This is a genomic window from Massilia aurea (assembly GCF_014200505.1).
Lineage (GTDB): Bacteria > Pseudomonadota > Gammaproteobacteria > Burkholderiales > Burkholderiaceae_D > Telluria > Telluria aurea_B.
The window spans coordinates 90,823-106,542 of sequence record NZ_JACHBX010000001.1 but is presented as its reverse complement, the minus strand read 5'-3'; the positions used below and the strand labels follow the sequence as shown (position 1 = coordinate 106,542).

Here is a 15,720-nt window from a genome sequence, read left to right as displayed (position 1 = left end):
CGATTTACCAAAAAAAAAATGGGCATCTGCCCATCTTTTTGTCATTACACCCCAATCAAAATATGACGCTTACACCGGATGCACGCTGAACAACACGTCGGGAAGGTCTTCGATTAGGCTGCAAATTATACTGCTTTTCGGCGTGCCTCGCAATCCGCACGCCAAAATGAGCAGCTATACAACAGTTAGCAGACTGCCATCGGCAGCCTGCACTGAATTGGGCTTAGCCGCGACGGCCGCGGCGCGGTGCCGCATGCTCGGCGCCGCCACGCGGACCCTGCCCGCCACCCGCACCGCCGCGGCGTGCGCCGCCACCGGTGTTGGCAAAACCGAACGTGGTCTGCAACGGATCGGGCTGGCGTGGACGGCTGCTGGCGCCAGCGCCACCCGTCTTGCCGCCCTGCCCGCCACCGAAACCGGCGCCGCGGCCCTTGCCACCACCCTGGCCAACCGGACGGCCACTGACTGGCTTGTTGCCAGGCACCGGACCATTCAGAATGCCCTGGCCGCGAGTGCTGCCCACGCGCGTTGCTTGCGGACCGAACGGATCGACATTGCGGTTGGCGTCAGCGCGGTCGATGCGGTTGCCATCGCTGCGGTCGTTGCCACGCTCATCGTCACCGCCGGCACTGCGCACGTTGCCGCGCTCAGGACCGCGGCTGTTGCCACGCTCATTGCCACGTTCATTACCGCGCTCGCTGTCGCGCGCACCATTCGGACGCGGACCCTTGCCCGGCTTGCCGCCCGACTTGGCGTTTTTCTCCGGCGCCGCTTTTTTCTCGACACCGAAGGCCGTCATCAGCGAACGGACATCGTTCTCTTCGAATTCTTCCCAGCGACCGCGCTTGAGGCCACTTGGCAGGGTCATCGCGCCGTAACGGGTACGAATCAGGCGCGAGACGGTCAGGCCGACCGCCTCGAACATGCGGCGCACTTCGCGGTTACGGCCTTCGCCGATGACCACGCGGTACCAGCGGTTGATGCCTTCGCCGCCGCCGTTCTGGATTTTGGAGAACGCCGCCTTGCCATCGTCGAGATCGACGCCGGCCAGCAGCTTCTGGCGCATGCCTTCTTCCAGCTCGCCCAGCGTACGCACTGCGTATTCACGATCGATATTATAACGCGGGTGCATCAGGCGGTTCGCCAGGTCACCCGACGTGGTAAACAGCAGCAAGCCTTCGGTGTTGAAGTCGAGGCGGCCAACGGCCAGCCACTTGCCTGCCTTCATCGACGGCAGGCGATCGAACACCGATGGGCGGCCTTCCGGATCGTCATGGCTGACGATTTCGCCGGCCGGCTTGTGATAAACCAGCACGCGTGGCGGCTTGCTGCTCACACGGCGCTGGATCAGCTTGCCGTTGATGCGCACGGCATCGGTCGGCAGGATGCGCTGGCCGATGTGGGCCGGCTCGCCATTGACCGACACGCGGCCGGCAACGATCAGGTCTTCCATGTCGCGGCGCGAACCCAGGCCCGCTTCGGCCAGCACCTTGTGCAGCTTCGGCGCGTCGTCGTCGGCGGTCAGGTCGCGGCGCACGGCCTTGACCGGCGCATTGCGGCGGGCGCCGTCGTTGGCGTCGAAGTCGTCCGACGTGACGAACGAGAACACGTTGTCGGCCTCGTCCATTGGCTGCGGCTTCCCGCCGGGTTTACCCGGCTTGCCGTTACGGCCGATCTGCTTGACCGGCTGGCCCTGGCGACCGGCGCCCTGCACCGGACGGTTGCTTTGCTGGTTGCGCATGCCCGGCTTTTGCTGGCCACGGCCGCGGCCTTGCGGCGCGCCGTCGACGGCAGCCTCGGCGCCAGCAGCTTCCGCCGGCGCGTCACCTGCTGGCGCAGCATCATCAGCGGCCACGGCGGGCGCCGCCAACTGCTCAAGTGCTTCGCGTTCGGCACGCTTTTCGCGCATCTGGCGGGGACCGCGTGGCTTCGGTGCAGGAGCAGGTGCAGCCTCGGCGCCGTCGGCGGCCGGCGCTGCCGCCAGCTCTTCCTTGGCGGCCTGGACTTCTTTGGCGGCCTTCATGGCGCGCGGCTTGCGCACTTTCGCGGCTGGCGCGTCGGCAGCTGGTGCATCACCAGCCAACGCGGCAGCGACTGGCGCGGCGGCGCCGGATTCACTGGCGACAGCGACCTTGCGGGTGCGCTTTGGCTTGGCCGGTGCTTCAGCGGCGGCGTCGACCGGCGCAGATGTTGCAGCAGCAGCCTCGGCTGCAATCATGGCCTTGGTGCGGCGCTTCGGCTTGGCGGCGGCGGTCTCGGCTGCGTCGACAGGCTTGTTTTCGGTTGGTTCAGTTGGGTTCATCATTCGTATCTTTATTGTGCTGACCCGCCTCGGCAATTCCGTCGTCTGTCAGGTCTGGTATCGACACTTCAATCGGTGAAGTGTCTGGATGTGGGACGGGCGCGCCGGCGTCCGCCTTCTCAAAATTGTCGTTCAGTGCTGCTTCCAGTGCTTCCAGACTGCGTGCATCCGGCCCTTCGGCCAGCGCCTGCAGCGGCGGCAGTTGCGATAGCGACGCCAGGCCCAGGTCATCCAGGAACTGGCGCGTCGTGCCCAGCAGCGCCGGGCGCCCTACTACCTCGCGGTGGCCGAGTACGTCGATCCAGCCGCGGTCTTCCAGCATCTTGATCGTCTGCGAATTGACCGCCACGCCGCGAATTTCTTCGATATCGCCGCGCGTGACCGGCTGGCGATAGGCGATGATGGCCAGCGTTTCCAGCGTCGCCCGCGAATACTTCGGCGGCTTCTCGGGCGACAGCCGGTCGAGATACGGCTTCATCTCGGGACGGCTCTGGAAACGCCAGCCCGATGCCAGGCTGACGATCTCGATGCCGCGGCCGTCCCAGTCCTGGCGGAGTTCTTCCAGCAATATCTTGATCGTATCGGCGCCAACGCCGGCGCCCTGGCTGCGACCGCTCGCATCGACGTCGGCGAACAGCTTTTTCATGCCGTGGATCGACATTGGCTCGCGGGCGCACAGCAAGGCGGTTTCGAGGACGCGCTTGGCCTCGTCAGTATTCATAGTGCGATGTCGTCAATCCACAAACAATAGCGGTAGCAGAAACAGAATCCGCGCAACAGAACAAGGGCAAACACGGTTAGCGCCCGGCAACCACGCAACGAGCGACGCCGGCGCATGGGCGGCTAGCCTGCTGTTTGCGATTTGCTGCCTGATACTGGAATCCGTGGGTCCGGGGCTGATGCGCCGGACAGTCTATTACACGACGGACAAGGAACCCGTCGCGGGCAACCTGCCTCTGAGTGTTGATGCTCGTTGGGAAACGCGGCGCATCGGCGCACTCGCCATGTTCGGGAGGCGCCGGGGAGCGGCCTGTGCGGCACGCGGAGGGACGACGACGTTTCTTGCAACTGGCGGCCATTGTACCCGATAAAACCGCGTAGTGGACAAGCGACCAGCCACGCGGCGGATAGCTAGTGGCGTCAGTCTGACAGTTTTTCGGACAAAATCGCTGACACGCCAACAAAAGCCGGGTACTCGGCGGTGATGACGTAGGTCGGCACGGCCGTCAGGTAATGGACGAAGCGCCCTTTTTGTTCGAAGCGGCGGCGGAACGACGAGCGGTCGAAGCGCGCGCCCAGGCGCGGAACGATGCCGCCACCAATATAGATGCCGCCCTGCGCGCCGAGCGTGACAGCCAAGTTGCCGGCCACGGTGCCGAGCATGCCGCAGAACGCCTCGAGCACATCATCACACAGCGGGCATTCACCCGACAGCGCGCGGCGCGAAATCTCGGCGGCGCTGAGGCGCTCGTTGGGGCTGCCGGCGCGGTCGGCCAGCGCGCGGTAGATCAGTTCGACGCCGGCGCCCGACAGAAAGCGCTCGAACGAGACGTGGTCATATTCGCGCCAGGCAAATTGCAGGATCGCAATCTCGTCATCGTTAATGGGCGCGAAGCTCACGTGCCCGCCTTCGCTGCGCAATGCCGTCCACGAACTGGCGCACGGGATCAGGCCCGACACGCCCAGGCCGGTACCAGCGCCGATGAGGCCCAGCGCCGTATCCGGCTGAGGTACGCCGCCGCCGACCTGACGCTTGTGCTCGCCCAGATGCGGCAGCGAACGCGCCAGTGCCGAAAAGTCATTGACCACCAGCAGGATCTCGAAGCCGCATTCGATCCGCAATGCCTCGGTCGAAAATTCCCAGTGGTGATTGGTCATGCGCACATAGTCACCCGTAACCGGGTTGGCAATCGCCAGCGCCGCATGCCGGATCGGGCTGGCTGTCAGCGCCTGGACGGTCGGACTGGCCAGATAGGTGCGCATTGCATCGCCCAGCGTTGCATAGGCCGCGCATGGCAGAATCTCGACGCCCTCGAGTTGACCAGGACCACGCTCGAGCGCAAAACGACAATTGGTGCCGCCGATATCGGCCAGCAGGCGCGGGCCGCCAGCATGCAGGTGGGAAATCTCGTTCATGGACATGGATGCGGTCATTGCGGGCACAGTGGAGACGAAGCCGCAAGCTTACTAAATATTTTGCCTCCAAGACAAGAACTATCTGTAGTTTTGCTACAGACAATGGCAGGTGTCAGGGCTTACTTACGTAAAAATGGGCGAAATCACCGTAATTGCACTACGCCGCCGACCATGCTGGGCGCAGGGACGATCAGCAGGGCGCCGGGTCCAGCGAGGACGGGGTGTCACCACGCCCATTCCAGGCATCGAGCCCGCCCTTGAGCGCGCGCACGCGGCGAAAGCCGTTGGCAGCGAACTGGTGTGCGACCTGGGCGGCCGTCACGTCGTCGGGACAACTGCAGTAGACCACAATTTCGCGCTTGCGGTCGAGCGACGCCATTAATTTACCCGGCTCGCACGCGCGGAAAATGAGCGCGCCGGGAATGGCCGCTTCGAGATCCTGCGCGGTCAGGCTGCGCGCATCGATGAGCACCGGTTGTGCGCCGCTGTCGATCAGCGCCAGCAATTCGGCCATCTCGATGCGCTCGGCGCCGCTGCGCGAACGGTGGCGGCGCCGCTCGGCATACTTGAAGGCGATGAACAGGCCCAGCACGCTGGCAACGACGACCAGCGCCGTGCTGCCCATTGTCGACAAGATGGCGAGCACGTCGTCGACGCTGTCGTGGAACCAGGCGCCCAGCAGGATGCCAACGCCACTCCACAGCGCCGCGCCCGTGACGGCGTACAGCAGGAACGGCTTCGGGGCCACGCCCATCGCGCCCGACAATGGCGCGGCGATGGTATTGAAGCCAGGGACGAACTTGGACACCAGCAGCGACTTGACGCCGAACCGGCTGAAACGGTCTTCGGTCTGGTTGACGCACGAATCGGGGGACAAGGAAATCTTGCACAGCAGCCGCAGGATGCGCTTGCCATAGAAGCGCCCGGCGCGGAACCAGAACACATCGCAGATCAGGCAGGCGCTGATAGCGGCCAGCCACACGAGCTGCCAGCTGACGTCGGCCTCGACCGACAGCGCGCCGGCCACGATCAGGATCGGGTAGGCGGGAATGGGCAAGCCAAACTGCTCGACGAGAACAATGCCGAACACGATCAGCACGCCATAGACTTGAATGAGTTCGACTAACTGGGGCATCATCACAGTGTACGTGAATTGCGCTCGCGGCACAGGAATGCGACCTGTTTCGGCGGCCTGTTTAGCATATTCGCAACGGTCTTTTGCGGCATCGGCAACGACCTGTAGTTACACCCCGCGCGGAATCGCCGCCAGCAGCGACTTCGTGTACGGATGCTGCGGGTTGCGGTATAGCGCATCGGCATCAGCCACCTCTACGACGCCGCCGTTCTGCATCACCATCACCTGGTCGGAGATGTACTTCACCACCGACAGGTCATGCGAGATGAAGATATAGCTCAGGCCAAATTCATCCTGCAAATCCTGCAGCAGGTTCAGCACCTGGGCCTGGACCGACACGTCCAGTGCCGAGACGGATTCGTCGCAGACGAGAATCTCGGGCTGCATCGTCAGGCAGCGCGCAATCGCGATGCGCTGACGCTGCCCACCCGAAAATTCATGGGGATAGCGCCCGTAGGCCGCGTCCGGCAAGCCGACGCGGCCCAGCAAGGTGCGCGCCAGCGCGGCGCGCTCGGCCTCGTGCGCGCCGATCCCGTGGATGCGCATCGGTTCGAGCAGGATCTGGCCGACCGTAAAGCGCGGATTGAGCGAGGCATACGGATTCTGGAAAATAATCTGGATGCGCCGCTTGTAGGGCTGGAATTCGCGGTCGGACATCGCCACCAGATCGCGCCCTTCGAACAGCGCCGAGCCGCCCGTCGCGCGGTGCAGCCGCAACAGCGTCAGGCCCACCGTCGTCTTGCCCGAGCCCGATTCACCGACCACGCCCAGCGTCTTGCCACGCGCCAGCGTGAACGACACATCCTCCACCGCCTTGAATTCGCGCTTGCCGAACAGGCCTTCGCGCGTCCAGAAGCTCTTGGCCAGGTTTTTCACCACCAGCAGCGGCGCATCGTCGGGGTTCGTGCCCCGCACACGCTGCGGCAGTTGCGCACCAGCGAGCACGCGCCCTGCCAGATAATCGTCGATCACGGGCAGGCGCAGCGGACGCGCATCGAGGGACGGCCGGCAATGCAGCAGTGCCCGGGTATAGGCGTCCTGCGGCGCGCCAAACACCTGCGCGGCGGTGCCCTCCTCGCGCACCTCGCCGTGGCGCATCACGATCACGCGATCGGCGATCTCGCCCACCAGGCCCAGGTCGTGCGTGATGAACAGCACGGCCATGCGCCGCTCGCGCTGCAGGCGCGCGATCAGGTCCATGATCTGTTTCTGGATCGTCACGTCGAGCGCCGTGGTGGGCTCGTCGGCAATCAGCAATCTGGGCTCGCAGGCAATGGCCATCGCGATCATCACGCGCTGCTGCTGGCCGCCCGACAGGTGGCCCGGGTAGGCGTCGATCTTGCGTGCCGGATCGGGAATGCCCACTTCAGCCAGCAACTCGAGCGTGCGGGCACGCGCCGCGCGCTTGTCCATGCCCATGTGCTGGCGCAGCACTTCGCCGATCTGGAACCCGACGGTGAACACCGGGTTGAGCGAGGACATCGGCTCCTGGAAAATCATCGCGATGTCCTTGCCGCACAAGGCGCGCCGCGCGGCCAGCGGCAGGCCCAGCAGCTCGCGCCCGGCAAACGCGATGCGCGAGGCCGGATCGACGATCGTCGTCTCGGGTGGCAGCAGCCCCATCACGGCCAGCGAACTGACCGACTTGCCGCTGCCCGATTCGCCCACCAGCGCCACCGTGGTGTTGTCCGGCACGTCGAACGAGACGCCCTTCAATGCGGCGCTGGTGCGGTGCTTGTCGACCCGGAACGCGATGCGCAGGTCGCGCACGCTCAGCAAAGGCATGGTTTCGTGGGTCATTTGATCTTGGGGTCGAGCGCGTCGCGCAGGGCGTCGGCAAACAGCGAAAAACTGGTGACCAGCACCGCCATGGCGCCGGCGGCGGCCGCCAGTTGCCACCACTTGCCGAGGATGAGTTCATTCTGCGCTTCGTTGAGCATGCTGCCCCACGAGACGGTGCCCACCGGCACGCCGAAACCCAGGAACGACAGGATCACTTCGGCCTTGATGAAGCCGACCACGAGGATCGACATCTGCACCAGCGCCACATGCGACACGTTCGGCAGGATATGCCCGAACATGCGCTGCCAGTTCGACGCGCCGATGGCGTTGGCCGCCATCACGTATTCGCGCGCGCTGTGCTTGATGTATTCGGCGCGCATCAGGCGAAACGGTCCCGTCCAGCCGGTCAGGCCCAGGATCAGCACAATGGTCGTCACGCCCTTTTGCTGCAGTACGGCGGCCACGGTCAGGATCATCAGGATTGACGGAATCGACGTGAAGATGCTGTAGAACCAGTTGAACAGATCGTCGACCCAGCCACCGAAGAACCCGGCGACGGCGCCGAACAGCGTGCCCAGCGTGACAGCCAGCAGCGCCGCGACCAGGCCGACGACGATCGACGTCTCGCCACCCTTGATCGTTTTCCTGACGATGTCGTGGCCCCATTTATCGGCGCCAAACAGCAGCGTCGTGCGCTTGGCCACCGGCGGGTGCGTGGCCGCCACCTGGGCCTGCAACGCTGCCAGTTCGGCCGCCAGCGGATCGAACGCATTCGGCGGCGTGGCGCGCGGCAGTTGCGCCTGCGCCAGTGCGCGCGCCGTCGCATCGGCGCCGACAAAGCCCGGCGGCGCGTAATTGACGGCCACCTCGTCTTCCCAGTCGGCGGCCACCAGGCCCGTGCTTGACAGCAGCACCAGCAGCAAAAAGCCGACCACGACGGCAAGCGCCGCCATCGCCACGCGGTCCGCCCGCAGGCGGCGCCAGGCCAGCGTCCACAGGCCGGCTGAATCGTCGGATGTCTGCATTGTCATCATCGGAATTGCACGCGCGGATCGACGGCCCGGTACAGCAGGTCGGCCAGCAGGTTGAACACCATCGTCGCAGCCGCGACATAGACCGTGATCGCCTTGATCACCGGGAAGTCGCTGCGCTCAACGGCAAGAATGACTTCGCGCCCGATGCCGGGAATGCCGAAGAAACGCTCAAGAAGAAACGCCCCGATCAGCAGCGCCGGCAGGTTCGCCATCACGTGCGTGATGATGGGAATGGCCGCATTGCGCAGCACGTGCACCCAGACGATGCGGCGCTCGCTCAAGCCCTTGGCACGCGCCGTGCGTACGTAATCCTGCCCCACTTCGTCGAGCACGAAGCTGCGGTACAGCCGCAGCGTCGGCGCGATCGAGACCGCCAGGCCAATGATGATCGGCAGCAGCGCGTAGTGCAGCAGATTCTCGCCCAGGGTGCTGCCCCAGCCCTGCACCGGAAACAGGCCCAGCTGGTAGGCAAACACGTACTGGAACACCGAGATATACACGAGGATCGAGATCGACATGCCCACCGTGCAGGCAATCATCACGGCGCGGTCGGTCAGCGAGCCGCGCACGAAGGCGATGCCCAGCGCCAGCGCAATGCCAAAGAACACTTCGAGCACGGTGAGCGGGATCAGGACAGTGAGCGATGGCCCCAGGCGGCTGGTGATGATCTGGGCCACCGGTTCGCCCGTGCTCCAGGCATTGCCGAAGTCGAACGTGACGATTTGCTGCACGAAGATCCACAGCTGCACCGGGTACGGCTGGTCAGTGCCCAGCTGGCGCCGGATGTTCTCGATGGCGTTCGCATCGGCCATCTTGCCGGCCAACAGATAGGCCGGATCACCGCCGACCCAGTTGAACAGCACAAACACCAGCAGTACGACGCCCGCCATGGTCGGCAACATTTGCCACAGGCGCCGGACGATATAAGCAAGCATGACACTCCCGAACCGGGACCAGGCGAACGTGCCATTTCCCGTGTAATCCGCGACGCCAATGCAGGCGTTGCGAACCCGACACGATAGCGCATATCGGCGCGCGCTGACAGATGCAGGATGTCATGGGGAGATAGATACGGGTTATCGAATGTACTGACATTTGTGACATTTAAATCGGGTCGATATCGTGTCACACATGAACCTGCATACATACGCCTAAACAGCAATCCCTGCCAAAAATTTGCATGATTACCGCATTAAATACCGGACAAACTATATTTTCCTTCATATATTCCACATATTATTTTTCATGTCGGAATCATGACTAGCACCAAAATGCATACTTGTACAGACTAGTCGGCGCACAGTTGTATTTTTGATTCGTAAAGACTTTATACGTTGACACTGCCTTACCGGAAATGTTTTTATTGCCAAGTAGTAAAAATTCGACGCTGCTATTCGCGGTGGCAATCCAATGACATTACTGCAGGCGACATCCGCCCTGCAGGTCTTACCTGGGAAAATCGACATGATGGTTGAAACAGTGTTATCTCGATCGGTTCGACTGATCTGTGCAGGCGGCATGATCGTCGCGTTCTCGGCGGCCCACGCCCAGGACACGGCGCCCGCTACAGGCGAACCTCAGCGCGTGGAAGTGACCGGTTCACGCATCGCCACGGCCAACCTGGAAAGCATCAGTCCAGTTACCGTCGTCAACGCCAAGGACATCAAGCTCGAAGGTGTGCGCTCGGTCGAGAGCCTGCTCAACAACCTGCCCCAGGTCTTCGCCGACCAGGGCGGCTCGGTCTCGAACGGCTCGACCGGCACCGCGACTGTCAACCTGCGCAACTTCGGCGCCGACCGCACCCTGGTGCTGGTCAATGGCCGCCGCCTGCCAGCAGGCAGCCCGCGCAATCCGGCCGCCGACCTGAACCAGATCCCGGTGGGCCTGGTCAAGCGCGTCGAAGTGCTGACCGGCGGCGCCGGCGCCATCTACGGCTCCGACGCCGTGGCCGGCGTGGTCAACTTCATCATGGACGACAACTTCCAGGGCGTCCAGATTGACAGCAACTACCAGTTCTACAACCACCAGCAAAACGGCGGGCCGGCAGCCGATGCCGCCACGCGCCGCAACTTCCAGCTGCCGGGCGACAAGAGCGCTGACGCCAAGGTCAAGGACATCAGCCTCACGATGGGCGGCAACTTCGCCGATGGCCGCGGCAATGCCGTGGTGTTCCTGGGCTACAAGAAGGAAGACGCGCTGCTGCAATCGGAGCGTGACTTCACCGCGTGCTCGCTGGGCGGCTCCACCACGGGCGACACGTTCAACTGCGGCGGCTCCGGCACCAGCTTCCCGGGTCGCTTCCTGGTTGGCACGCGCAGCTTCACCGTGGCCGATGCAAACGGCGGCGTGCGCCCGTACATCGGCGCGAACGATGCCTACAACTTCGGTCCGCTGAACTATTTCCGCCGTCCGTCGGAGCGCTACACGTTCAGCTCGTTCACGCACTACGACATCAACGACAAGACCCGCGTCTACGGCGAGGCCAGCTTCCACGATGACAGCACCGTTGCCCAGATTGCGCCATCCGGCCTGTTCGGCCTCGACGCTTCCGGCGCCAATGCGATCACCTTCGAAAACCCACTGCTGTCGAACGCCTGGCGCCGGACGCTGGGCCTGAACGCCCCTGGCGACACGGCCGATCTGGTGATCTTCCGCCGCAACGTCGAAGGCGGTGGCCGCCGCGACGATCTGAACCACACGTCCTACCGCGGCGTGGTTGGCGTCAAGGGCGATGTCGGCAACTGGAAATACGACGTCTTCGCGCAGGTCGGCAAGGTCCGCTACGCCGAAACCTACTTCAACGACTTCTCGGTGGCGCGCAGCGCGCGTGCACTGGACGTCGTCCCCGGCGCCAACGGTGCACCGGTCTGCCGCAGCACCCTGAACGGCATCGATCCGAACTGCGTGCCCTACAATATCTGGAGCCTCGGCGGCGTCACCAAGGAAGCACTGACCTACCTGCAAACCCCGGGCTTCCAGCGCGGCAACACGTCGCAAACCGTGCAAGGCGTCAACCTGTCGACCGACCTGGGTGAATACGGCCTGAAGCTCCCGACCAGCACCGAAGGCATCGGCCTGGCGCTCGGCTGGGAACACCGCACCGAAAAACTGTCGCTGGACAACGACGCCGCCTTCGAATCGGGTGACCTCGCCGGCCAGGGCGGCCCGACCAAGAACGTGAGCGGCCAGTTCAGCGTGCGTGACTACTACGCCGAAACCCGCATCCCGATCCTGCAGAAGCAGCCGTTCGCCGACCAGCTCAACGTCACCGCCAGCTATCGCAAATCAGATTATTCGACCGGCCAGAAGACCAGCTCGTATGGTGCCGGCATCGAGTGGGCGCCCATCAAGGAAGCCAAGTTCCGCTTCAGCTATCAGCGTGCGGCGCGCGCCGCCAACGTGGTCGAACTGTACACGCCGGCGGGCCTGGGCCTGTACGACATGTCGTCCGACCCATGCGCCGGCGAGACCCCGACCGCGACCCTGGCCCAGTGCGCACGCACCGGCGTCACGGCGGCCCAGTACGGCAACATCGTCGATTCGCCAGCCCAGCAGTACAACCAGATCACGGGCGGCAATACGAACCTGGCGCCAGAGGAATCCGACTCGTACACGCTGGGCCTGGTGCTGACCCCGACGCGCAACACGTCGGTCACCATCGACGCCTTCGACATGAAGGTCAAGGGCATCATCGGCGGCTTGCCGGCAACGACCAGCCTCGAGAGCTGCCTGGCAACGGGCGACCCGACGTTCTGCTCGCTGATCACGCGTGACCGTCTGGGTACCCTGTGGGCACTGGAAACCGCGCAGATCGTCGCCACCAACCAGAACCTGGGCATGTCGTCGACCAAAGGTATCGACCTGGGCGCGAACTGGAACGCCAAGCTGGGCGACTGGGGCAGCCTGAACCTGTCGCTGATGGGCACCTACCTGAAAGAGTTCAAGCAACAGGACTTGCCAGGCGGCGATACGCGTGAGTGCGCTGGCCTGCACGGTCCTACCTGCGGCGTGCCGCTGCCAAAATGGCGTCACAAGGTGCGCGCTGTCTGGGGCACCCCATGGAATGGCGTGGAACTGGGCGCGACCTGGCGCTATGTGCGCGGTGTGGACCTCGACACCGAATCGGAACCAGCGGATGCAAGCCTGGGCGCACGCAACTACCTGGATCTGGTCAGCAGCTGGCAGATCAACCGGAACTTCACCCTGCGCGCCGGCATGAACAACGCGCTGGACAAGGATCCACCGCTGTCGGGCGTGGTCGCTGCCGTCTTCGGCAACGGCAATACCTACCCGCAGGTGTATGACGCGATGGGCCGTCATATCTTCCTGAACCTGACCGCCAAGTTCTGATCGCAGTAAGTTAGAACGAAAGGGGCGCACCTCGGTGCGCCCCTTTGTCGTTGCGGCGGCGCATCGCGCGCCGCCTGGTTTATTCCTGGCGCAGGCGGCGCTGGCGCACCGCCGCCGCCAGGCCGTCCAGCACCTGCAGGCTGCTGTCCCAGTCGATACAGCCATCGGTCACCGACTGGCCATAGGTCAGCTCCTTGCCCGGCACCAGATCCTGACGTCCACCCACCAGATTCGACTCGATCATCACGCCCACGATGCGATCGTCGCCGGCTGCAATCTGCGTGGCGATGTCGGCGCACACGGGCACCTGGTTCTCGGGTTTTTTCGAACTGTTGGCATGCGACGCGTCGATCATCAGGCGGCTGGCCAGGCCCAGCGCGGCGATCTGGCGGCAGGCTTCGTCGACGCTGGCGGCGTCGTAGTTCGGCGCCTTGCCGCCACGCAGGATGATGTGGCAATCCTCGTTGCCCGAGGTCGACACGATGGCCGAGTGGCCACCCTTGGTCACTGACAAGAAGTGGTGCGGCTGCGACGCAGCCTTGATGGCCTCGGTCGCGATCTTGATATTGCCATCGGTGCCGTTCTTGAAACCGACCGGGCACGACAGGCCGGACGCCAGCTCGCGGTGCACCTGCGACTCGGTCGTGCGCGCACCGATGGCGCCCCAGCTGATCAGGTCGGCGATGTACTGCGGGCTGATCACATCGAGGAATTCGGTGCCGGCCGGCAGGCCCATCTCGTTGATGTCGCGCAGCAGCTCGCGCGCCATGCGCAGGCCGTCATTGATGCGGAAGCTGTTGTCCATGTACGGGTCGTTGATCAGGCCTTTCCAGCCCACCGTCGTGCGGGGCTTTTCAAAGTAGACCCGCATTACGATCTCGAGTTCACCGGCAAAGCGGCGGCGCTGCTCCACCAGCCGGTGGGCGTATTCGATCGCGGCCTTCGGGTCGTGGATCGAGCACGGCCCGATCACCACCATCAGGCGGTCGTCCTGGCCGTGCAGGATGCGGTGCAGGTCGACGCGCGCGCCGGCCGCGGTCTGCTCGGCCGCCGGGGTGACGGGGTACTCGCGGATCAGGTGCGAGGGTGGCGTCAATTCCTTCATTTCACGGATGCGTAGGTCGTCGGTGCGGGGCATGCTGGACTCTCTTTCGTGCTCGGTTGTGTTCGGTTTTAGTTCGTCTGAAATAAAAAAACCGCCATTGCTGGCGGTTTGTTTGGATGCTGCCGGGACTTTACTGCGCGTACCCGCTGCTGTTCCACCGCCTGAGGCTGGAATGGCTAAAGTAAAAAAAGCGGGTAAAGAAAGCGTGGCGCATGATGTCGTCCGTGTTTGGTCAATTGACTATAGCAACAACCCGCAAAACTTGGCAAGCCCTTTATCCGTCGATGACGGCTTGTACAGACAGCTTGTTACGCGATACCACAGCAGCGCAGTATCGACGCAGCTTCAAGCCGTGCCGCCGACCGTCACGCCATCGATGCGCAGGGTCGGCTGACCCACACCCACCGGCACGCTCTGGCCTTCCTTGCCGCACACGCCCACGCCCGAATCCAGGCGCATGTCGTTGCCGATCATCGAGATGCGGTTCATCACTTCAGGACCGTTGCCGATCAGCGTCGCGCCCTTGACCGGGTACGTCACCTTGCCGTCTTCGATCATGTAGGCCTCGCTGGCGGAGAACACGAACTTGCCGTTCGTGATATCGACCTGGCCACCGCCGAAGTTCACCGCATACAGGCCGTTCTTGACTGAGGCCAGGATTTCCTGCGGGTCCTTGTCGCCGGCGAGCATATAGGTATTGGTCATGCGCGGCATCGGCAGGTGCGCGAACGATTCGCGGCGCGCGTTGCCGGTGACGGGCATCTTCATCAGGCGCGCGTTCATCGTGTCCTGGATATAGCCTTTCAGGATGCCATCCTCGATCAGCGTCGTGCACTGGGTCGGATTGCCTTCGTCGTCGACATTGAGCGAGCCGCGCCGGTCCTGCAGCGTGCCGTCGTCGACGATGGTGACACCCTTGGCCGCCACGCGCTCGCCGATCATGCCGGCATATGACGACGAGCCCTTGCGGTTGAAGTCGCCCTCGAGGCCGTGACCGACCGCCTCGTGCAGCAGCACGCCGGGCCAGCCCGGGCCCAGCACGATCGTCATCGGGCCGGCCGGTGCTGGCCGTGCTTCCAGGTTCACGCAAGCCGCCTTGACGGCATCGGTCGCATAGCGATCCAGCACCTCGTCGCTAAAGTAACCATAGTCGAAGCGCCCGCCGCCGCCGGACGAACCGACTTCACGCCGCCCGTTCTGCTCGGCGATGACGGTGACCGACACGCGCACCAGCGGCCGGATATCGGCCGCCAGCACGCCATCACTGCGCAGCACCAGCACGACATCGTATTCGCCGGCCAGGCCGGCCATCACCTGCACCACGCGCGGGTCTTTCGCGCGCGCCATCTTTTCGACGCGCTCGAGCAGCGTCACCTTGGCGGTCGCATCGAGCGAGGCCAGCGGATCGTTGGGCAGGTACAGCGAGCGCCCGCCGCTGTGCTGGGTGCTGCGCGCGATCTTGATGCGACCGGCGCCCTGGCGTCCGATGGTGCGCGTGGCGGCCGCGGCATCCAGCAGCGCCTGTTCGGAAATCTCGTCGGAATACGCAAACGCCGTCTTTTCGCCCGACACGGCGCGCACGCCAACGCCCTGGTCGATCGAGAAGCTGCCGCTCTTGACGATGCCTTCTTCAAGGCTCCAGCCTTCGCTCTTGGTGAACTGGAAGTACAGGTCGGCATAGTCGACCTTGTGCGTGAACATCGTCCCCAGCGCGCGCAGCAGCTTGTCTTCGTCCAGGCCGAATGGCGTCAGGAGGACGTCGCGGGCAACAGCGATGGAGGACAGGTTCGGTTCGAATGGCGTCATTGTGGGTCGATTCATGCGTTCGGTTGGAACGGGCATTGTGCCATATCCCGTTTATTCGCATCGCTGCGCC

11 protein-coding genes are annotated in these 15,720 nt (G+C 64.0%); 2 read left to right on the top strand and 9 right to left on the bottom strand.

Annotated features, from left to right (window positions below; translation table 11 throughout):
- Positions 1-223 precede the first annotated feature (223 nt).
- From rluB to HD842_RS00360, 7 genes are all read right to left on the bottom strand, one after another.
- Entirely contained in the window at positions 224-2,302 is a 2,079-nt protein-coding gene (gene rluB / locus HD842_RS00390; protein WP_183549467.1) for a 23S rRNA pseudouridine(2605) synthase RluB, read from the bottom strand.
- Complete coding sequence (gene scpB, locus HD842_RS00385; protein WP_183549464.1) at positions 2,289-3,023, bottom strand: SMC-Scp complex subunit ScpB; 735 nt, start codon at positions 3,021-3,023, stop codon at positions 2,289-2,291. The genes rluB and scpB overlap by 14 nt, the downstream gene beginning before the upstream one ends.
- Before the next feature lie 419 nt (positions 3,024-3,442).
- Positions 3,443-4,438: a glucokinase gene (locus HD842_RS00380; RefSeq protein WP_229424529.1), complete on the bottom strand. Its 996-nt coding sequence runs from the start codon at positions 4,436-4,438 to the stop codon at positions 3,443-3,445.
- A gap of 190 nt (positions 4,439-4,628) precedes the next feature.
- Complete coding sequence (locus tag HD842_RS00375) at positions 4,629-5,573, bottom strand: VTT domain-containing protein (protein ID WP_183549458.1); 945 nt, start codon at positions 5,571-5,573, stop codon at positions 4,629-4,631.
- A gap of 108 nt (positions 5,574-5,681) precedes the next feature.
- The gene (locus HD842_RS00370) at positions 5,682-7,373 is read right to left on the bottom strand and encodes an ABC transporter ATP-binding protein (RefSeq protein ID WP_183549456.1); all 1,692 of its coding nucleotides are present in this window, start codon (positions 7,371-7,373) and stop codon (positions 5,682-5,684) included.
- Complete coding sequence (locus tag HD842_RS00365) at positions 7,370-8,386, bottom strand: ABC transporter permease (RefSeq protein ID WP_183549452.1); 1,017 nt, start codon at positions 8,384-8,386, stop codon at positions 7,370-7,372. The genes HD842_RS00370 and HD842_RS00365 overlap by 4 nt, the downstream gene beginning before the upstream one ends.
- On the bottom strand, positions 8,386-9,324 hold the full coding sequence (locus HD842_RS00360) for an ABC transporter permease (RefSeq protein ID WP_183549449.1): 939 nt from the start codon (positions 9,322-9,324) through the stop codon (positions 8,386-8,388). Before HD842_RS00360 ends, HD842_RS00365 begins: the two co-directional genes overlap by 1 nt.
- Before the next feature lie 583 nt (positions 9,325-9,907).
- On the opposite strand from HD842_RS00360, the gene HD842_RS00355 reads away from it, so the two are divergent.
- Positions 9,908-12,739, top strand: coding sequence for a TonB-dependent receptor domain-containing protein (locus tag HD842_RS00355; protein ID WP_229424528.1), 2,832 nt, complete (start codon positions 9,908-9,910; stop codon positions 12,737-12,739).
- A gap of 79 nt (positions 12,740-12,818) precedes the next feature.
- On the opposite strand, the gene aroG is transcribed toward HD842_RS00355, so the two are convergent.
- Positions 12,819-13,877 (bottom strand): 3-deoxy-7-phosphoheptulonate synthase AroG, encoded by a 1,059-nt coding sequence (aroG, locus tag HD842_RS00350; RefSeq protein WP_183549445.1) that lies wholly within the window; start codon positions 13,875-13,877, stop codon positions 12,819-12,821.
- On the opposite strand from aroG, the gene HD842_RS00345 reads away from it, so the two are divergent.
- Positions 13,876-14,238: a hypothetical protein gene (locus HD842_RS00345; protein WP_183549442.1), complete on the top strand. Its 363-nt coding sequence runs from the start codon at positions 13,876-13,878 to the stop codon at positions 14,236-14,238. The genes aroG and HD842_RS00345 overlap by 2 nt on opposite strands.
- Here HD842_RS00345 and tldD read toward each other — a convergent pair.
- On the bottom strand, positions 14,190-15,650 hold the full coding sequence (gene tldD / locus HD842_RS00340; RefSeq protein WP_183549438.1) for a metalloprotease TldD: 1,461 nt from the start codon (positions 15,648-15,650) through the stop codon (positions 14,190-14,192). The two genes, HD842_RS00345 and tldD, sit on opposite strands and share 49 nt — an antisense overlap.
- Positions 15,651-15,720: the final 70 nt, after the last annotated feature.